The 19012-nt window shown below is 75.0% G+C and carries 17 protein-coding genes; 5 read left to right on the forward strand and 12 right to left on the reverse strand.

What is annotated here, in order from left to right:
• The first annotated feature begins 6 nt into the window (after positions 1 to 6).
• Positions 7 to 627 (forward strand): hypothetical protein, encoded by a 621-nt coding sequence (locus ACI799_RS02700; protein WP_456612388.1) that lies wholly within the window; start codon positions 7 to 9, stop codon positions 625 to 627.
• A gap of 21 nt (positions 628 to 648) precedes the next feature.
• Here ACI799_RS02700 and ACI799_RS02705 read toward each other — a convergent pair whose 3' ends face one another.
• From ACI799_RS02705 to ACI799_RS02725, 5 genes are all read right to left on the reverse strand, one after another.
• Complete coding sequence (locus ACI799_RS02705; protein ID WP_456612389.1) at positions 649 to 1722, reverse strand: acyl-CoA dehydrogenase family protein; 1074 nt, start codon at positions 1720 to 1722, stop codon at positions 649 to 651.
• A complete protein-coding gene (locus ACI799_RS02710) occupies positions 1722 to 2882 on the reverse strand; it encodes an acyl-CoA dehydrogenase family protein (RefSeq protein WP_456588449.1) in 1161 nt (386 codons plus the stop codon). Before ACI799_RS02710 ends, ACI799_RS02705 begins: the two co-directional genes overlap by 1 nt.
• 111 nt (positions 2883 to 2993) lie before the next feature.
• Complete coding sequence (locus tag ACI799_RS02715; protein ID WP_456612390.1) at positions 2994 to 3299, reverse strand: hypothetical protein; 306 nt, start codon at positions 3297 to 3299, stop codon at positions 2994 to 2996.
• Positions 3300 to 3368: 69 nt separating this feature from the next.
• Positions 3369 to 5636 (reverse strand): SpoIIE family protein phosphatase, encoded by a 2268-nt coding sequence (locus ACI799_RS02720; protein ID WP_456612391.1) that lies wholly within the window; start codon positions 5634 to 5636, stop codon positions 3369 to 3371.
• Positions 5633 to 6433, reverse strand: coding sequence for an alpha/beta fold hydrolase (locus tag ACI799_RS02725; RefSeq protein ID WP_456588446.1), 801 nt, complete (start codon positions 6431 to 6433; stop codon positions 5633 to 5635). Before ACI799_RS02725 ends, ACI799_RS02720 begins: the two co-directional genes overlap by 4 nt.
• Before the next feature lie 255 nt (positions 6434 to 6688).
• Between ACI799_RS02725 and ACI799_RS02730 the strand changes: the two genes are divergently transcribed.
• Positions 6689 to 7450: a hemerythrin domain-containing protein gene (locus ACI799_RS02730; RefSeq protein ID WP_456612392.1), complete on the forward strand. Its 762-nt coding sequence runs from the start codon at positions 6689 to 6691 to the stop codon at positions 7448 to 7450.
• Between the two features lie 269 nt (positions 7451 to 7719).
• Here ACI799_RS02730 and ACI799_RS02735 read toward each other — a convergent pair whose 3' ends face one another.
• Positions 7720 to 8391, reverse strand: a complete 672-nt coding sequence (locus ACI799_RS02735; RefSeq protein WP_456612393.1) for an NUDIX domain-containing protein — start codon at positions 8389 to 8391, stop codon at positions 7720 to 7722.
• Positions 8392 to 8524: 133 nt separating this feature from the next.
• On the opposite strand from ACI799_RS02735, the gene ACI799_RS02740 reads away from it, so the two are divergent.
• The gene (locus ACI799_RS02740) at positions 8525 to 10825 is read left to right on the forward strand and encodes a HelD family protein (protein WP_456612444.1); all 2301 of its coding nucleotides are present in this window, start codon (positions 8525 to 8527) and stop codon (positions 10823 to 10825) included.
• 81 nt (positions 10826 to 10906) lie between these two features.
• Here the strand turns inward: ACI799_RS02740 and ACI799_RS02745 are convergent, their stop codons facing one another.
• The 3 genes from ACI799_RS02745 to ACI799_RS02755 are packed head-to-tail and all read right to left on the reverse strand — an operon-like array spanning position 10907 to position 14504.
• Positions 10907 to 12136, reverse strand: coding sequence for a cytochrome P450 (locus ACI799_RS02745; RefSeq protein ID WP_456612394.1), 1230 nt, complete (start codon positions 12134 to 12136; stop codon positions 10907 to 10909).
• A gap of 40 nt (positions 12137 to 12176) precedes the next feature.
• Complete coding sequence (locus tag ACI799_RS02750) at positions 12177 to 13799, reverse strand: SIR2 family protein (protein WP_456612395.1); 1623 nt, start codon at positions 13797 to 13799, stop codon at positions 12177 to 12179.
• 42 nt (positions 13800 to 13841) lie between these two features.
• Complete coding sequence (locus ACI799_RS02755; RefSeq protein ID WP_456596611.1) at positions 13842 to 14504, reverse strand: hypothetical protein; 663 nt, start codon at positions 14502 to 14504, stop codon at positions 13842 to 13844.
• A gap of 117 nt (positions 14505 to 14621) precedes the next feature.
• Between ACI799_RS02755 and ACI799_RS02760 the strand changes: the two genes are divergently transcribed.
• Both ACI799_RS02760 and ACI799_RS02765 read left to right on the forward strand, forming a co-directional pair.
• Complete coding sequence (locus ACI799_RS02760) at positions 14622 to 15473, forward strand: DUF1206 domain-containing protein (RefSeq protein WP_456612396.1); 852 nt, start codon at positions 14622 to 14624, stop codon at positions 15471 to 15473.
• 35 nt (positions 15474 to 15508) lie between these two features.
• Positions 15509 to 16375, forward strand: a complete 867-nt coding sequence (locus tag ACI799_RS02765) for a DUF1206 domain-containing protein (protein ID WP_456612397.1) — start codon at positions 15509 to 15511, stop codon at positions 16373 to 16375.
• Between the two features lie 72 nt (positions 16376 to 16447).
• Here ACI799_RS02765 and fabG read toward each other — a convergent pair whose 3' ends face one another.
• From fabG to ACI799_RS02780, 3 genes are all read right to left on the reverse strand, one after another.
• Positions 16448 to 17218, reverse strand: coding sequence for a 3-oxoacyl-ACP reductase FabG (gene fabG / locus ACI799_RS02770; protein ID WP_456588438.1), 771 nt, complete (start codon positions 17216 to 17218; stop codon positions 16448 to 16450).
• 47 nt (positions 17219 to 17265) lie between these two features.
• Positions 17266 to 18477 carry an acetyl-CoA C-acetyltransferase gene (locus tag ACI799_RS02775; RefSeq protein WP_456612398.1) on the reverse strand — a complete coding sequence of 404 codons (1212 nt, stop codon included), beginning with the start codon at positions 18475 to 18477 and terminating at the stop codon, positions 17266 to 17268.
• 117 nt (positions 18478 to 18594) lie between these two features.
• Complete coding sequence (locus ACI799_RS02780; RefSeq protein WP_456588436.1) at positions 18595 to 18999, reverse strand: STAS domain-containing protein; 405 nt, start codon at positions 18997 to 18999, stop codon at positions 18595 to 18597.
• Positions 19000 to 19012: the final 13 nt, after the last annotated feature.

A 19012-nucleotide genomic window follows, 5' to 3' on the forward strand; every position in this document is an offset into this window, starting at 1 on the left:
CGTCGCATGTACGCGCGTTCCACCACCATCGCCGGCAATCCCGTGCAGATCGACCGGGGCATCGTCTACATCCGCGACCGCGTGCTCCCCGCCGTCATGGGCATGGACGGCTTCATCGGCCTCTCCATGCTCGTCGACCGGCACTCCGGCCGCTGCATCGTCACCACCGCCTGGGAAGACTCCACCGCCCTGCACCGCAGCGCCAACCAGGTGAAGGCGATGCGCGCCCGCGCCAGCGACATCCTCGGCGGCCCGGCGGTGGTCGACGAGTGGTCGATCGCCGTCCTCCACCGCATGCACTCCGCACCGGAAGGCGCCTGCGCCCGCGTCACCTGGACCCGCGGCAAGCCCGAACGACTCGACCGGATGACCGACGCATTCGGAGTCAGCATGCTCCCGCGGCTGGAGGATCTCCCCGGCTTCTGCTCGGTGAGCCTGCTCGTCCAGCCGGAGACCGGGCGCGCCACCACGGCCGTCACCTACGACTCCCGCGACGCCATGCACGAGGCACTCGAACGCGCCACCGAGCTGCGGCAGGAGTTCACCCGTCAGATGAGCGCCCAGGTCGTCGAGGTCGCCACGTACGACCTCGTGGTTGCCGAACTCCGGGTACCCGAGACCGTCTGATCGAGGCGGCGGTCGACCAGCTCAGACCGCGCGGGTCAGCGCCGGCCAGAGCCCGTCCGGCCCGCCGGCCAGCAGCCCCGAGGCCAGCAGCCGCGACCACACCAGCTCACTGCCCGCCTCGTCCCGCCACGACCACAGCCGCCGCGTCAGGTGGTGCAGCTTGTGCTCCTGGGTGAACCCGATCGCCCCGTGCACCTGGTGCGCCAGCCGTGCCACCACCTCGACGGCGGCACCGGCCCGCACCTTCGCCGCCGCAGCGGCGAGGACGACGTTCTCGCCCCGGTCCAGCGCCTGCACCGCGGCGTCGGTCAGCGCCGTCACCGCGGTCACCTCACCGGCCATCTCGGCGAGCTCCATCTGGATCGCCTGGAACTTGCCCAGCGGCCGGCCGAACTGGTGCCGCTCCCCCGCGTACTGCACCGTCCAGGCGAGCACCTGCTCCAGAGCCGCGGCCAGCTGCACCGAACGGGCCAGCGCGTACCGGGCCCGCACCGCCTGCGCCTGCGCCTCGGTCAGCAGAGCACCGGCGGCACCGGCCTGGTCCAGCACCAGCGACCCGCGCGGCTCACCGGCCAGGTTGACCGCGTCACCCACCGGCAGGGACGACGCATCGACCAGCGCCAGCACCGCCCCTTGAATCCCTGCCGGGGCCGGCGCCAGGACGACGACGCGCCGCGCCGCACCCGCCCACGGCACCTCGGGAACGGTGCCCGAGAGCGTGAACCGCCCCGGGCCGTCGCCGTTGTCGACCGGGTGCACGGCCACCTCGTCGGCGATCGCGAAGGTCGTCGGCTCCTCCGGCGAGGGCAGCTCCAGGTCCGCCGCCAGCAGCGCCGGCCCCGCGACCAGCAGCTGCTCGGCCACCGGCACCGCCGCGGCACCGGAGGCGAGGGTCCGCACGATCGCCACCGCGTCGGCCAGCTCGCCACCCGAGCCACCGGCCTCCTCGGGCAGCCCCACCCCGGTCAGCCCGGCGTCGGCCAGCGCCGACCACAGCCCGGCGTCCCACGACCGCTCCGCCGTGAGCACGAACGGCTCGAAGCCGGAGAGGATGTCCCGGACGGTCTCGACCACCAGGTCCTGGTCCGATGCCATCAGCGCAGCCCCAATCCACGAGCGACGATCCCGCGCAGGATCTCGTTGGTCCCGCCCCGCAGCGTGAAGCCGGGCTGGTGCAGCTGCGCCTCGGCCAGCGCCCGCGCCAGCGGGTCCGGCGAGGCCAGCGACGGCGTCAGGTCGACCACCCGCCGGATCTCCTCGATGACGTCCGCCTCGAACGTCGTCCCCACGTCCTTGACCAGGGCGGCCGGGATGTTCGGCAGCTCCCCGCGGTCCAGCGCCGCCGCGATCCGCAGCGACATCTGCCGCAGCGCCAGCAGCCGCGCCGACAGACGCCCCAGCACCGCCAGCTGCGCCGGGTCGCCCGAGTCGACACATCGACGCCCGAACTCGGCGACGAGTGGATATGTCGACAGGAACCGCTCCGGGCCCGACCGCTCGAACGCCAGCTCCGCGGTCACCTGGTGCCAGCCGTTGCCCTCCTCGCCGAGCAGCATGTCGCCCGGGACGACGACGTCCTCGAACACCACCTCGTTGAAGTGGTGGCCGCCGTCGAGGATGCGGATCGGGTTGATCGTGATCCCCGGCAGGGACAGGTCGATCAGCAGCTGGGACATCCCGGCGTGCCGGTTGGCCGAGTCCGCCGGCGAGGTGCGCACCAGCACGATGCCGTAGTGGGAGTGGTGCGCGTTCGACGTCCACACCTTCGCGCCGTTGACCACCCAGTCGCCGTCGGCGTTGCGGGTCGCCCTGGTGCGGATCGAGGCGAGGTCCGAGCCGGAGTCCGGCTCGCTCATGCCGATGACGAAGTAGCACTCCCCCGCCACGATGCGCGGCAGGATCTCCTGCCGCTGCTTCTCGGTGCCGTAGGTGAGCAGGTTGGGTCCCGACTGCCGGTCGGCGATCCAGTGCGCGGCCACCGGGGCGCCGGCGGCCAGCAGCTCCTCGGTGACGGCGTAGCGCTCCATCGCCGAGCGCTCGTGCCCCCCGTACTTCTTCGGCCAGGTCATCCCCAGCCAGCCGCGCTCGCCCAGCTTCTTGGAGAACGCCGGGTCGACGCCGGACAGCCAGGTGTCGACGTGCGTGCGGAACGTGCCGGCGGCCAGTTCGGCGGCGAGGAACTCGCGCACCTCGGCCCGCACCTGCTCGGCTGCCTCGGACCGCGGTGCGGGCGCCAGTGTCAACGAGTTGCTCATGCGACTCCCTCGGGGGTGGCCGTGCTCACCGCCGTTCTACAGGGCTGCCGCGGACGCCGGACCGCCGGGCTCCCCACAGGGAGCCCGGACCCACCTACTCCGGCTGACGCTTCACCCCTCCGCGTCGTCCCCGTCCGCCGGGCCGCGGGTCAGCTGGCGGAGCTCGGTGACGACGTCGGTGGCCACCGTGCCCAGCGAGACCAGCGCGCCGGAGACCAGCCGCCGCACCCCCTGCACGTCCAGCCCGAGCGCGGACCCGACGCCGGATCCCGCCTCCAGGCCCCCGAGCTCACCGGTGGCCGGTCTTTGCTCCGCCAGGTCGGGTGACCAGCGCATCGCGTCCCCCGACAGCGTCCAGTCACCGGTCGCGCCGTCGATCGCCTCGGTGATCGGGTTCCCACGAGCCGATGCGTCCATCACCGCCACCTCCGGGGTCGCCCTCCATGGTGACCCGAAACACCGGCATCCGGTAGGTGGTCGACGGCCTCAGGCGCGGGTCAGCGCCAGCAGGGCGATGTCGTCGGCCCGGTGCTCCCCGGTCAGCTCGCCGAGGAGCCGGTCGCACAGCTGCTCGGGGTCGCCGGTCCACGACCGCGCCGCCACCTCCACCAGCCGGGCCAGCCCGGCGTCGATGTCAGCCCCACGGCTCTCCACCAGCCCGTCGGTGAACAGCAGCAGCGCCGCCCCCCTCGGCAGCACGCCGGTCCACTCCTGGGCGGGCCCCGGCGGCGCACCGAGCATGCGGGCGGGCCGCACCGGCAGCAGCTCCGCCCCGCCGTCCGCGCACAGCAGCGGTGGCAGGTGCCCGGCGGAGGCGATGCGCAGCTCCCCCGACGCCGGGTCCAGCGTCGCGAACAGCGCGGTCGCCATCCGCTGCAGTTCGAACAGCTCCCAGTTCTGCTGCAGCCGGTCGATGAGCACGGCCGGTGAGGGGCTGTCGACCGACATCGCGCGGGTCACGCTGCGCAGCTGCCCCATCGTCGCCGCCGCCGTGATGTCGTGGCCGACCACGTCCCCTACCGTCAGCCCGACCTGGTCCCCGGGCAGCCGGAGGACGTCGTAGAAGTCGCCGCCGACGTCGACCCCCTGCGTCGCCGCCAGGTAGCGCACCGCCGTGGCCAACGTCGGGATGCCGGGCGGCGACGGCGGCAGCAGGCTCGCCTGCAGCGTGTGCGAGGTCTGCTCCTCGAACTCGAAGCGCAGCGCCTTGTCCACCACCTGCGACAGCTGCAGCGCCAGCTGCTCGGCGACCTCGACGTCGGCGGCGGTGAACGGCGGCCGCTGCCGGTCGGCCCCGAACGTCACCACGCCGAGCCGCCGGCCGTCCACGATCATCGGCACGCTGACCACCCCGACCAGCTCCAGCTGCCCGACCACCTCCCGGAAGACGTCGTCGGGGGCCACCGCGTCGCCCACCGCCCGCGCCTGCGCCAGGTCGCGGATCCACTGCGTCCGCCCCTCCCGCAACGCCCGCACCGACGGGTGCAGCGGTGACCGCACCGGCGGGTGCAGCGGTGACCGCACCGGCGGGTGGGCACGCAGCCGGTCCAGCAGCGGCTGCCGGGCGGGGTCCCGGTGCCGCACGACCGGCCGGTGCACCCCGTGCTCGGTGACCAGGTCGACGACGCAGACGTCCGCCAGCCGGGACACCACCAGCCCGGCCAGCCGCTGCACCGTGTCGGTGACGTCCCGGGCCTCGCTCATCAGCCGCGAGGCCTCCAGCAGGAAGGCGGCCCGCTCACCCTGGTGACGGGTCTCCTCGTGCAGCCGCACCCGCTCCAGCGCCTGCCCGGCCTGGCGGCCGAGCGTCCACAGCAGGTCGACCTCGGCCGGGCTGAGCGGCCGGTGCTCCCCCGGCTCCTCCAGGCTGATCAGATCGCCCCGCGACGGTGCGCCGCGCGCCAGCACCAGCACCCCGAGCCGCTTGGAGTCGGCCGTCACCGGGACGATGACCAGGTCGGTCAGCCCGTCGGCCGCCATGGTCGCCGCCAGCTCCGGCTGGTCGGCGCGCAGCCGGGCGTCGAGCACGATCGACCGCAGCCCCTGGGCCAGTTCCAGCGCCAGCCGGCTGCCCGCCGCCTCCCGCAGCCGGCGCAGCAGCTCGAGCGACACCCCCTCGGAGCGCACCGGCCGCAGCGCCGGCAGCTCGCGCGGGTCGTCCGCCTCGCCCTCCACCAGCACCAGCGCGGCGCCGGCGGCCCGCAGGGCCCCCCGGCCACGCTGCACGATCACCGTCGCCACGTCCTCGGGGGTCACCGCGGCCGCCAGGTCGAAGACGACCTTCTGCACCACCCGCGAGCGCGCCTCGGAGTCCTCCGCCAGCCGCTGCGCCGCCAGCAGCTCCCGCTCGTACCGGCGCCGCGCCGTCGCCTCGAACAGCGTGGCCCGCACCAGCAGCGGGGCGCCGTCCTCGTCGCGCACCTCGACGGCGTTGAGCAAGCACGGCAGCAGCGTGCCGTCGATCCGGGTGACGTCGATGGCGATCTCGCGCACCGCTCCCTGCATGCGCAGCAGCGGTACCAGGTGGGTGTTGTAGAAGACCCGCCCCCCGACGCTGAGCAGGTCCGGGAACCGCTGGTCGAGCAGGTCATCCGGCGCACGGCCGGTCCACGCGCAGAACGTCCGGTTGACCTTCACGATCCGCCCGTCGGGCAGTGCGGACAGATACCCCATGGGCGCGTTCTCGTAGAGGTCCGCCGGGTCCTCGTCGAGCAGGCGGTCCAGCCGGTCCCCGCGGTTCTCGGGGCCGGTCACGGCGCCAGGAAAGCGCGGATGGCGGCCGTCGTCTCCTCCGGCGCCGACAACTGGGGGACGTGCCCGGTGGCGCGCATGCGCACGAGCACGCTGCCCGGGATCTGCCGGTGCACGAACTCGCCGACCGCGTCGGGGGCGATCGCGTCGGCGCTGCACTGCAGCACCAGCGTGGGAACGTCGATGCCGTGCAGGTCGGCGCGGTTGTCCGAGAGAAAGGTGACCCGGGCGAACTGGCGGGCGATGTGCGGCGCCGTCCGGCAGAAGCTGTTGGTCAGCTCCTCGGCCAGCTCCGGCCGCTCCGGGTTGCCCATGATCACCGGCGCCATCTGCGCCGACCAGCCCAGGTGGTTGCTGTCCAGTGCGTCGAGCAGGCCGGCGACGTCGCTGCGGCTGAACCCGCCGACATAGTCGACGTCGTCGACGTACCGCGGGCTGGGCCCGACCATCACCATCGCACCGAAGAGCTCGGGCGCGCGGTGGTAGGCGAGCACCCCGATCATCGCGCTCACCGAGTGCCCGACGAACACGGCGTCGGTGAGCGCCAGCTCGCGGCAGATCTCCACGACGTCGCTCGCGTACCCGTCGAGGGAGCCGTACTTCTCCGGGTCGTAGGCCGACAGGTCCGACTGCCCCGCCCCGACGTGGTCGAACAGCACGACCCGGTGGTCGACGGCGAAGTCGGGGGCGACCAGGCGCCACAGCGTCTGGTCGCAGCCGAAGCCGTGGGCGAAGACCAGCGGCCGCCCCTCGGGCGGGCCGCTGACGTTCACCCGGTTCCGCGTGATGACGCTGCCCACGGATCCGACCGTAGTGGAACGAGCGTCCGGTGTGTTCCATCCGCACGGTCCCGGCGGACCCGTCCACGCCGACCCCCGCCCCCCGGGCATGACGGTCGGTGAGCCCGGGACGACGCACCGCCGCGCGCCGCCGCAGCGCGCGTCCGCCGCTCGGGAACCGCCGCCGACGCCGCCCGTCCGGCCCTACCCTCCCCGCATCCCGCGCTCCGGCAGGCCCGGAGCACCGGCCCGAACCCGCTGAACGAGGTGCGCGCCATGACCGCTACCGCGGTCCGTCCCCCCGCCGTCCCGCTGCCCCGGCGCCCGGTCGACCCCGCCCCCGCCCCCGCCCGCGCCGTCCCCTCGACCTCCGGCCGGGCGGCCGCCTACCAGCGGGTGCTGCACCAGCTGGTGCGCCGGGAGCTGCGCACGCTGGCCGACGTCGTCACCTGGGCACCCGACGGCGAGTGCGCCCGCACCGGGCTGCTCACCCGCCACGCCGGGCTGATCTGCCGGGTGCTCCTGCACCACCACGCCGTCGAGCGGGACGTCCTGTGGCCGGCGTTGCTCCGCGGCGCGCCCGAGGAGGCCCGTCCCGCCGTGGCGGCCGCCGTCGCCACCTGGACGTCGTCGTGCGGGCGCATCGACGCCGCGCTGCGCGACCTGGACACCGCGGCCCGCCAGTGGGCCAGCTCCGGGAGTGGCCGGGCCCGGGAGACGTTCGCCCGCTCCTGCCGGCAGCTGGCCGACGACGTCGCCGCGCAGACCGCCGAGGAGGAAGCGACCTTGCTTCCCCTCCTCGACGCCCACCTGACCGACGCCGCATGGGCGGCCGTCGTGCGGACCGCCCGCTGCGGGCTCTCCGGGCGCCAGCAGCTGCTCGTGCTGGGCCTCGCGCTGGAGGACTGCAGCGCCGCCGACCGCGCCCGCCTGCTCGGCGGCATCCCGCGCACCACCCGGATGGTCTGGCGGCTCTACGGCGGCGGCCGCTACCGCGCCGCCGTCGTCCGGCTGCGCGGCGCCCCGCCCGCTCGCTGAGCCGCCGGGTCCGTCAGTAGCGGGACGTGCCGCAGTCGCGGCAGCGCTTGCGCGCGCTCATCTCGCGCCCGTGGCAGTTGTCGCAGACCCAGGTGGTCCGCTCCTTGGTCGCCGTGCTCATGGCTGGTCCTCCCCTCGTCGTCGTGCCGACGACGCTAGGGAACCGGTGTGTCGAGAAGGTGTCCGCAGAGTTGCGATGGAACGCCAACTAATCCCGTGCACACCCCGAAGGGGTGAGGGATCGGCCGATCCGGACGACGCGCGGTCGGCTAACGGCGAGCCGGGGCGAACGGGCCCGACAGCGCTGCCCACTGCAGGAGCATGATCGTCTTGGCGTCGGCGATCCGGCCGTCGGCCACCATCCGCAGCGTCTCGTCGAAGGGCAGCTCCACCACCTCGATGTCCTCGCCCTCCTCGGCCACCCCGCCACCCGCGGTGGTGCGGTCGGCCGCCGTGTACGGCGCGGCGTAGAAGTGCAGCCGCTCGGTGACCGAGCCCGGGCTCATCCAGACGTCGAAGACGTGCTCGAGCTCGCCCACCGTCACCCCGAGCTCCTCCTCGGCCTCCCGCCGGATGGCGGTCTCCGGGTCGTCCTCGTCCAGCAGCCCGGCGGCCGCCTCCAGGAGCATGCCGTCGGGGTGGCCGTTCACGTAGACCGGGAAGCGGAACTGCCGGGAGAGGAGCACCGTCCCGCGGGCGACGTCGTGCAGCAGGATGGTGGCGCCGTTGCCGCGATCGTAGGTCTCCCGCGCCTCGGTCACCCAGGTGCCGTCCCCCCGGCGGTACTCGAACGTCGTCCGGCGCAGCACGTGCCAGGCGCTGACCACCAGCTCCACGTCGGTGACCCGCACCCGCGGGTTCCCGCTGAGGTCCCGCCCCACCCGGTCCAGGCCGGTGCGGCCACGTGCGTCGGGGACGTCGATGCCCGGGATCTGCGTCACGAGCAGCACGTTAGTGGTGCGTGGCACGGTGCTGGGGCCCCGCCGCCGTGGGCACAATGGGCAGTTGCCGACAACGGCGCGACGAGCGAATTGCACCACCGTTCCAGTAGAGAGCGAAGAGCCTTTGACGACAGTGCGTCCGGCCGGGTCCCTCGACGCCGAGATCGCGGCGGAGCAGACCTACGTCAGCGCCCTGCACGGCCGGCTCGACGAGGTGCGCGCCCGCACCGTCGCGCGCCTGGAGGAGGCGTTGGCCACCGTGCCGCACAACCCGCAGGCCGTCGGTGAGCGGGAGGCCGCGGTCGAGCTGCACAGCCAGCGGATCGTCGCGCTCGACGCCGCCGACAGCGGGCTGTGCTTCGGCCGGCTGGACCGGCACGACGCCGACGTGCCCCGGTACATCGGCCGGATCGGGCTCAACGCCGACGACGGCCGGGAGGAGCCCCTGCTCGTCGACTGGCGCGCCCCCGCGGCCCAGCCCTTCTACACCGCGACGCCGCTGCACGACCTCGGCGTCCGGCGCCGCCGGCACATCCGCACCCGCGGCCGCACGGTCGTCGACGTCACCGACGAGACCCTCGACCTCACCGACCCCGACCTCGCCCAGCGGTCGGGGCTGGCCGGCGAGTCGGTGCTCCTGGCCGCGCTCGGCGCCACCCGCACCGGCCGGATGAACGACATCGTCCGCACCATCCAGGCCGAGCAGGACCGCATCATCCGCGCCGACCACCGCGGGGTCCTGGTCGTCCAGGGCGGCCCCGGCACCGGCAAGACCGCCGTCGCCCTGCACCGCGCCGCGTACCTGCTCTACACCCACCGCGAGCGGCTGGCCCGCAGCGGACTGCTGATCGTCGGCCCCTCCCCCACCTTCCTCGGGTACATCGCCGACGTGCTGCCCTCCCTGGGCGAGACCGGCGTGGTGCTCACCGACCTCGGCGGGCTGCGGCCCGGCCTGCAGGCGCATGCGGCCGAGGCGCCCAAGGTGGCCGAGGTCAAGGGCCGCACCGCCATGGTCCGCGTCGTCACCACCGCCGTGCGCGACCGCCAGGCGGTGCTCGACAAGCCGGTCGTGCTCACCATCGACGGCACGCCGGTGCGCTTCGCCAAGGCCGACGCCGCCCAGGTGCGCAGCCGGGCCCGGGGCGCCTCCCGGCTGCACAACGAGGCCCGGCCGGCCGCCGTCCGCGCGGTCATCGACATCGTCGCCCGCAAGTACGCCGACAAGCTGGGCGAGAACGTCCTCGGCGGCGCCAACCTGCTGGGCGAGGGTGACGTCGCCGCGCTGCGCCGCGAGGTCGCCACCGAGCCGGCCGTGCTCGCCCTGGCCGACCGGCTCTGGCCGCGGCTGACCGCCGAGCGCCTGATCGGCGAGCTGCTCTCCTCCCGCCGGCGCCTCGAGTCGGCGACCAAGGGCTGGAGCGAGGCCGACCGCGAGCTGCTGCTCCGCCCGGCATCGGCCCCGTGGACCCCTGCCGACGTCCCGCTGCTCGAGGAAGCCGACGAGCTGCTGGGCGTCGACGACTCCGCCGAGCGCGACCGGGAGCGCCGCGAGCGGCAGAGCCGGCTGCGGCACGCGCAGGAGACGCTCGACCTGCTGCACGGCTCGCGCTCCACCGACTGGGAGACCGAGGAGGAGTCCGAGGAGCTGTCGGCCGGCGACCTGCTCGACGCCGAGGGGCTGGCCGGGCGGCACGAGGAGCGCGACAGGCGGTCGACCGCCCAGCGGGCCGCCGCCGACCGGACCTGGACCTACGGGCACGTCATCGTCGACGAGGCCCAGGAGCTCTCGTCGATGGCCTGGCGGGTGCTGCTCCGCCGGATCCCCACCCGCTCGATGACCCTGGTCGGCGACGTCGCCCAGACCTCCACGCTTGGCGGCGCGACCAGCTGGAAGGAGGTGCTGGAGCCGCACCTCGGCAGCTCGTGGCGCCTGGAGGAGTTGACCGTCAACTACCGGACCCCGGCCGAGATCATGGCCGTGGCCGCGGACGTGCTGGCCGCCGGGGGCGCCGCCACCGCGGCCGCGGAGTCGGTGCGGTCGACCGGCGAGCTGCCGTGGTCGCACCAGGTGGCCGAGGAGGAGTTCACCGACGCCGTCGCCGCGGCGGCCGCGGAGTACGACGCCGCGGAGGGCACGCTCGCCGTCATCGTCCCGTTCAGCCGGCTGGCGGCCGTCACCGCCGCCGTGCGCGACCGGCTCCCGTCGGCCTCCGCGGACGGCGACCTGACCGCCGGCCCGGTGGTGCTCACCCCGGAGGGCAGCAAGGGCCTGGAGTTCGACTCGGTGCTGGTCGGCGATCCCGTCGGGATCCTCGACGAGGGTGTGCGCGGGCACAACGACCTCTACGTCGCGCTCACCCGGGCCACCCAGCGCCTCGGCGTCGTGCACCCCGGTGAGCTGCCGCCGGAGCTCAAGAACCTCGACCCGCGCTGACCCGCCGGGCCGGCACCGTGTCGCACGGAGTCTGCCGCTGAGTGCAGGTGCACTCAGCGGCAGACTGTCCGCGGAAACAGCTCAGGCGCTGGCGCGGACGGCCAGGACGACGCCGCTCTTCGGCTTGGCCGGGATGCGGTGCAGCGCGATCTCCAGGTCCTGGTCGGGCACCTGGTAGTCCAGCCGGGCCAGCCGCACCGCGAGCGCCGACAGCAGCGCGACGGTGATCTGCTCCCCCGGGCAGCGGTGGTTGGTGCGCGGGTCGCCGGCGCCCTGCGGCACCAGCTCGAACTCGCCGATCTCCCGGTCGAGGAACCGCTCGGGGCGGAATGCGTACGGGGTGTCCCACAGCGCCGGGTCGTGGTTCTGCCCGTACAGGTCCAGCAGCACCATGGCGTTCTGCGGGATCTCCTCGCCGGCGAACTCGTTGCGCTGCGGCGACCGGCCGCCGATGAACGGGGCGAACGGGTAGAACCGCCGGACCTCGTGCGCCCACGCCTCGGCGAACGCCGGGTCCCCGGCCGCCAGCCGTTCCCGGTTCCCGGGCCAGCGGATCAGCGCGTGCCCGGAGAAGGCCATGAACCAGGCGACCGCCGTCGTCGGCCGGATGATGTTGAGCAGCTCCACCGCCGCCACGTTCGCCGGCAGCTGCGTGCCGTCGGCGTCCCGGTGCCGGGACACGACGTCGACCGCCGTCCCCTCCTCCACCCGGGTCCGCCCGCTGCGCACGTCCTGCACCAGCTGGGTCAGCCACCTCTCCCGGCGGCCGCGGGCCCGCCGCGCCCGGAAGTGCCGCGGCCCGCCGGTGGCGAAGCCGTCGACCATCGCCACCATGTCGCGGGCCAGGTCGGGCACCTCCTCGTCGCGCACCGGGACGCCGGTCCAGCGCGCCACGGAGCCGGCCAGCACCCGGCTCGCCTCGTCGAACAGCACGATCTGCGGACGGGCGGCCCACTCCGGCACCGCGGCGTCCCAGGCAGCGGTGGTGCGCTCCACGAGCGAGGCGATGCCGTCCTCGCGCATCAGCAGCGCGATGAACATGGCCTTGCGCACCCGGTGCATCTCGCCGTCGAGCGTGTGCACCGCGCCCTTGCCGAACAGCGTGCCCTGCACCGGCTCGGGGATGGCGTGCGAGCGGCGCACGTGGTCCTCGTCGTAGAGGAATCGCGCGGCCTCGGGACCCTCGATGCCGACGGCCGGCAGCCCGCCCAGCCGGACGCCGACCGCGTGCTTCCCGGCCCGGCGGCGCTCGTCGGGCAGCCAGCCGTAGCCCTTGGACAGCAGTTTCAGGCTGTTCTCCAGTCGTGGCATGGATGCTGCGGTGCCCACCCGCGCGCGGGGACAACCGTGGTCAGCCGGACCGCTGCTCCTGGGTCCGGTCGTCGCGGGGCCGGGTGGCGACGTCGGCGGGCGGGGCGTCCCCGTCGGCGGCGGAGCTCCCGTGCCCCAGCCGGCGCAGCAGCCCGGCCACCTCGTGCGCGACGTGGGAGGAGGCGTCGTCGGGCAGCACCTCGGCGACGCCGGCCAGCGCCTCGGCCAGCGCGCGCTCCTCGTCGTTGAGCAGCCCCCGGTACGCCGGGTCCAGCAGGTAGCCGGTGGGCGGCGTGGAGAGGCAGCCGATGAGGTCGAGCAGCACCTCCAGCCGGCGCGCCGCCTCGGCCGGCGAGGCGTCGGCCGGGCTCATCGCCACGGTCTGGACGTCCTGCTCCCACAGCCGGGCGCGCGCCGGGTCCTCCCGCAGCGCCAGCACGGTGCCGGTTCGCCGGGCCGTCCCCGACCCCTGGGTCTGCAGTGCGGTGCGCACCTGGTGGGCGATCCGGATCAGGTCGTCGTCCAGCATCGAGGTGCCCACGAACAGCACGTGCCGGGTCAGCAGCAGCGAGTGGAGCACCCCGGCCAGCGCGGCGCCGGTGTTGCCGAACTGCAGGTACTCCTCCCGGGTCAGCACCACGCTCTCCGGGTGCGCGGCGTCCCCGTGCAGCTTCAGCAGCCACGGCGCCCCCGGCCGGGCCTCGTCGAAGGGCAGCACCGTCACCTGCCGGCCGATGTCGTCGGCGGCGAGCTCGACCAGCGGGTCGTAGTTGGTCGTCACGAACTCCTGCACCGGCAGGTCGGCGATCAGCGCGTGCGCCAGCGCGTAGGGCCCGGGACCGAACCGCTCCTGGACGAACGCCGTCAGCTCCTCCGCCCCGAGCTCACGCGCCAGCAGCGCCGCCGAGTCCTGGGCGGGGAGGCGGGTCAGCCCCGCGCGCAGCTCGTCGTCCAGACCCGATCGGGCGGCCAGCTCGTCGACCAGCTGCTCCCACGTCGGCAGCCCCGCGGCGGCGCTGACCCCGGCACCGATGAAGAGCGCCAGCTGGCCGCGGCGCGCCCGGTCGCCCAGGTCCTCGGCCAGCTGCCGCAGGTGCCCGGGCAGGTCCCAGCCCTCCTCCTCGCCCCGGCGGACCCGCTGGGCGGCGGCCAGGTCGCTGGGCCGGCGCAGCACCAGGGCGACGTCGAAACCGTGCTCCTGGGCGGCCTCCCGCAGCACCGGCAGCAACTGCTGCAGCAACGACCCCCGCTCGCCGGCGGCCCCACCCCAGCCGGTGCCCAGCGCGGGCAGCCCCACCAGCCGCCGCGCGCGTCCGTGCACCGGTTCGGGCACCTCGCGCCGGGCGACCGCCGCCAGCGCCTCGCGCGCCCCGTCGAGCAACCAGGACAGCCCCCGGCTCCCCGACCCGTCCGCGCCCCCGTCGACGGTGTCGACCAGCCACGCGCGGCGCGGACCCTCGTCGGGCACCTCGAGCACCCGCTCGTCCCCCGACCACGACAGTCCGACGCAGTTCCCGTCGGCCTGCCGGTCGGTGATCAGCTCCTCCGGCAGGAGGGAGCACCAGTCGCGGGCCACCCGCAGCGAGCGGTCGGTCGGCACCAGGACGTCGTCGCAGGAGAGCTGCGTCAGGTCCGCGCCGACCACGAAGACGTGTCCGCTCACGGCCGGGCCCATACCCACGGCCCGCGGGTCATGCGCCGCCGGTCAGGACCCGCAGCCGCCGGCGCCGCAGGCGCAGCCGCCGCAGCCGGCGCGCACCGGCGCCGGGGCGGGCGTCGCGGCCACCGTGCGCAGGTTCGCGGCACCCACCAGCAGCGGAACACCCAGCACCGCCACGGCCAGGGCGGCCACCACGGTCGCCACGTCGGCGGCCCGGTCCCAGCTCCGCGCGAGGCCGGTGACCACCAGCAATCCGGTCACCAGCAGCGACCAGACCAGCAGCGCCTGCCCGCCGCGCCGGGCCGCGCCACCCCGGCCCAGCAGACCGAGCGACGTGACCAGCAGCAGCAGCGGGACGCCGACGAGCAGGACCACCGCCGAGAGGGAGGCCGAGGCGACGGCGACGACCAGGCCCGCGGCCCCGGCCACGACGGCGGCCGTGCCCAGCGACCGCGCCCGTCCGGCGACCTCACCCGCCACCGCGCCCGAGCGGGCGCCGCGCAGCAGGACGGCGCCCCGCACGGCCAGGAACAGACCCACGGCGCCGAGCAGCAGCCGGGCACCGGCTGCCTCCCACACGACGGCGACCACCGCGACCGCGATCATCGCGAGGCCCAGCGCCAGCCACCGCGGCCAGGTGCGCCGCGCGACCTCCGGGGTCGCCGCGCTGACCGTGCCGGCCGAGAGGATTCCGGTTCCGTTCGCCACGGGCCCAGTGTCCCTCACCCCCGCCGGCGCTCGGGGAGGCACCGGGCCGGTGGCCGTGCCACGCTGATCATCTCCGCGTTCCACGCGGACGGGACCGAGGTCAGGAAGGCACCGGGGATGAGCGTGCAGGGCAGCGCCGGGTCGGCCGCGGACGCCGCGGGACGGGCAGCCGACAGCGGCGGCCTGGAGCACCTCGCCCGCGTCGGGTTGATCGCCTACGGGCTGGTCCACGTGCTCATCGCCTGGCTGGCGCTGCAGCTCGCGTGGGGGCGGACCGGTCAGCAGGCCGACCAGTCCGGTGCGCTCGCCACCCTGGCCGAGCAGCCGCTGGGCGAGCCGCTGCTGTGGGTCCTGGGCATCGGCCTCGTCGCGTTATCGCTGTGGCAGGCCGCGGAGATCCTCCGCTGGCGGCACGGGCTCACCGGGTCCGGGGACCGGCGGAGGAATGCGTGGGAGCGGACGGGCAAGGCCGCCGCCAAGGCCGTCGTCTACCTGGCCCTGGCGGTCCTGGCGATCCGGTTCGCCACCGGGGGCGGGCAGGGCAGCAGCTCCGGCTCCCAGCAGCAGGCCACCGCCGGCGTCCTCGGCTGGCCCGCCGGGCGCTGGCTGGTGGTGGCCGCCGGGCTGGCCGTCGTGGGCGTCGGCGGCTACCTCGTCCACAAGGGCGTCACGAAGCGCTTCCTCCGCGAGATCGACCTGGCCGGCTGCTCCGCCTCGGCCCGGCGGCTGGTCACCCGGCTCGGTCAGGTCGGCTTCCCCGCCAAGGGCGTCGCGCTCGGCCTCGTGGGCGGGCTGCTGGTGTGGGCGGCGGTCACCTTCGACCCCGCCAAGGCCTCCGGCCTGGACGGTGCCCTGCACACGCTGCTGACCGCGCCCGCCGGGCCGGTGCTGCTGACGCTCGTCGCCGTCGGGATCGCCGCCTTCGGTGCCTACTGCTTCGTCCGCGCCCGGTACCCCGAGCGCACCTGATGGCCCCGCTTCGAGGTCCCGCCACGAACTCGCGAGTGGTGGGGGGAAGCGGGGTCCTTCGTCGGCTGCACGACCTCGTCGACCGGGTCCGCCGGGTCACCGACTCCCCGGTGCTCACCCACCTCGCCCGCGCCGGCCTGATCGCCTACGGCGCCATGCACCTGCTCATCGCCGTCCTCGCGCTGCGCCTGGCGATGGGCCTGCGGGGAGCCGACGCCGACCAGACCGGCGCGCTGCTCACCGTCGCCGGCGGGCCCGGCGGGCGGCTGCTGCTGGTCGCGATCGGGCTGGGCATGCTCTCGCTGGCCGTGTGGCAGGCGGCCGAGGTGCTGCTCTGGTGGCACGGCCTGCTCGACCCCGCGCACCGGGTGCACACCGCCGTCGTCTGCGCCAAGTGCCTGGTCAAGGGCGCCGTGTACGGGTTCCTCGGGCTCACCGCCCTGCTGTTCTCGTTCGGTCTCGAGTACGAGGCCGACGAGCGGCTGCGCGGTCTCACCGAGGAGACGCTGCTGATCCCCGGCGGGGCGGTGCTGGTCGGCGCGGTCGCCGCCGGGGTGGTGGCGGTCGGGATCTACACGTTCGCGCGCGGCTGCACCGGCGGCTTCATGCGCGACATCGACCTGCCCGCCGCCCCCGACCGCTGGGAGCCGGTGATCGAGGCGCTCGGGCGGATCGGCTACCTGGCGAAGGGCATCGCGTTCGGGCTGGTCGGCGTCCTGCTGTGGCGCGCGGCCACCTCGTCCGACGTCTCCACCGCGACCGGGCTCGACGGCGCCATGACGGCGATCGCCGGGGTGAGCGCCGGGCCGTGGCTGCTCGCCGGGGTCGCGGCCGGATTCGCGGCGTTCGGCGTCTACGCCCTCGCCCGCGCCCGCTACCCCGACCGCGACCCGTCGCAGTGACGTGCTGGAACGGCCCCCGTGCAGGGCCCCACGCCGAGCATGCGAGGCGTGGGGCCCTGCACGGGGGTCCTTCTACGTGCGGGGACCGCCGGCGACGTAGACGACCTGGCCGGAGACGAACCCCGCGCCCTCGCTGCAGAAGAAGGAGACGGTGTGCGCGATGTCCTCGGGCACACCCGCCCGCGCGACCGGGATCGCCGCGGCCCGCTTCTGCACGTAGGACTCCCACTCCTCGCCGATGCGCTCGGCCGTCGCCTTGGTCATCTCGGTCTGGATGAAGCCGGGCGCGATGCAGTTGGCGGTGACGCCGAACTTGCCCAGCTCGATCGCGAGGGTCTTGGTGAAGCCCTGCAGGCCGGCCTTCGCCGTGGCGTAGTTGGCCTGCCCGCGGTTGCCCAGTGCGGAGGTGCTGGACAGGTTGACGATCCGACCCCACTTCTGGTCGATCATGTGCTTCTGCGCCGCGCGGGTCATCAGGAACGAGCCGCGCAGGTGCACGTGCATGACCACGTCCCAGTCGGCGTCGGACATCTTGAACAGCATGTTGTCGCGGGTGACGCCGGCGTTGTTCACCAGCACCACCGGCGGCCCGAGCTCGGTGGCGATCCGGTCGACCGCCGCCTGCACCTGCTCGCCGTCGCCGACGTCGGCCCCCACGGCCAGCGCCCGGCCGCCGGCGGCTTCGATCGCCTCGACGGTGCCGCGGGCGTCGTCCTCCTTCAGGTCGATCACCGCCACGGCGAAGCCGTCCCGGGCCAGCCGCAGCGCGGTGGCGGCGCCGATGCCGCGGGCGGCACCGGTGACGATGGCGACGCGGGGGGAACCGGTGGGGGACGTGGACATGCGGCAGCGCTCCTCGGCTCGTTCGGGACGGTCGGACGGAGTCTGGCTCAGACCCGCTCGAACAGCGCGGCGAGCCCCTGGCCGCCGCCGATGCACATCGTCTCCAGGCCGTAGCGGGCGCCGCGCCGGTCCATCTCGCGCAGCAGCGTGGCGAGGATGCGGCCGCCGGTCGCGCCCACCGGGTGGCCGAGCGAGATGCCCGAGCCGTTCACGTTGGTGCGCTCCCAGTCGGAGTCGGTGAAGCCCCACTCCTTGGCGACGGCGAGCACCTGGCTGGCGAACGCCTCGTTCAGCTCGATGAGGTCGACGTCGGAGAGCTTGAGGTCGGCCAGCGCCAGCGCCTTCGCGGTGGCCGGCACCGGGCCGATGCCCATCGTCTTCGGGGGCACGCCGCCCACCCCGAAGGACACCAGGCGGGCCAGCGGGCGCAGGCCGAGCTCGGCGGCCTTCTCCGGGTGCGTGACGATCGCAACCGCGGCGCCGTCGTTCTGCCCGGAGGCGTTGCCCGCGGTCACCGTGGCGTCGGGGTCGTTCTTGCCCAGGATCGGGCGCAGCTTGGCGAGGGTCTCGACGTTCGAGTCGGGGCGGATGTGCTCGTCGCGGTCGACGACGGTCTCGCCCTTCCGGTGCTTGATCGTCACCGGCACGATCTCGTCGGCGAACCGCCCCTCGGCGGTGGCGGCCGCGGCGCGCTGGTGGCTGCGGACGGCGTACTCGTCCTGCTCCTGGCGGCCGATGCCGTAGTCCCGGCGGACGTTCTCCGCGGTCTCCAGCATCCCGCCGGGCACGGGGTGGTTCTGGCCGCCGGCGGTGACCCGGCCGCGGGCCAGCCCGTCCTCCAGCAGCACGCCGGGCCCGGGCTTGACGCCCCAGCGCATCGCGGTCGAGTAGAACGGCGCGTTGCTCATGGACTCCGCGCCGCCGGCCAGGACGACGTCGGAGGCACCGGACTGCACCTGCAGGGCCGCGTAGACGACCGCCTGCAGGCCCGAGCCGCAGCGGCGGTCGATCTGCAGACCGGAGGCCGTCACCGGCAGGCCCGCGTCGAGGGCGGCGACCCGGCCGAGGGCGGGGGCGTCCATCGTCGGGTAGCAGTGCCCGAGCAGGACGTCGTCCACCGACTCCGGCGGCAGCCCGGTGCGCTCCATCAGCGCCCGGATCACCGTCGCCGCCAGCTCCTGGACGGGGACGTCGCGCAGCGAGCCCCCGAACCCGCCGACCGGCGTCCGCAGGGGCTCGCAGATGACCGCATCGCGCACGGTGGTCCTCCTCGTTCGTCCGCTCCCGACGCCCGGCACGGCGCCGCGTGGCGCCGAGTCTGCCCCGCGGGCGACCGGCGCGCGCCCCCGGCCCCTGTCCGGCAGGGACCCGGGAGGTCAGGAGGCGGCGGCGTCGACCTGCTCGCCGGCCAGGAGGCTCCAGAGGCCGGTGATCTGCAACGGCCGGATGACGGCGCGGGTCGCGGCCAGCACCCGCAGGTGCCCACCGGCGGCCAGCGCCTTCCGGTGCGCGGCGGCCAGGGTGCAGAGCCCCGCCGAGTCGAGGAAGGTGACGGCGGTCAGGTCGACCACGACCTCGCGGGGCGCGGCGTCGACCAGCTCGTCGAGGACGGCGCCGACCCGGGGGGCGGAGGTGCAGTCGACCTCGCCGGCGACGGTCAGCCGCGGCTGGGCGGCGGTGCCGGCCACCTCGAGCGCGAGGGGAACCGCCGGGGGGACGTCCGGCCTGACGGGGACCGGGGTGGACTCGGTGAGCGAACGGTCGAGCGAGGAAGCGGTCACGGATATGCCTCTC

This window comes from Blastococcus sp. SYSU DS0753 (assembly GCF_054051175.1).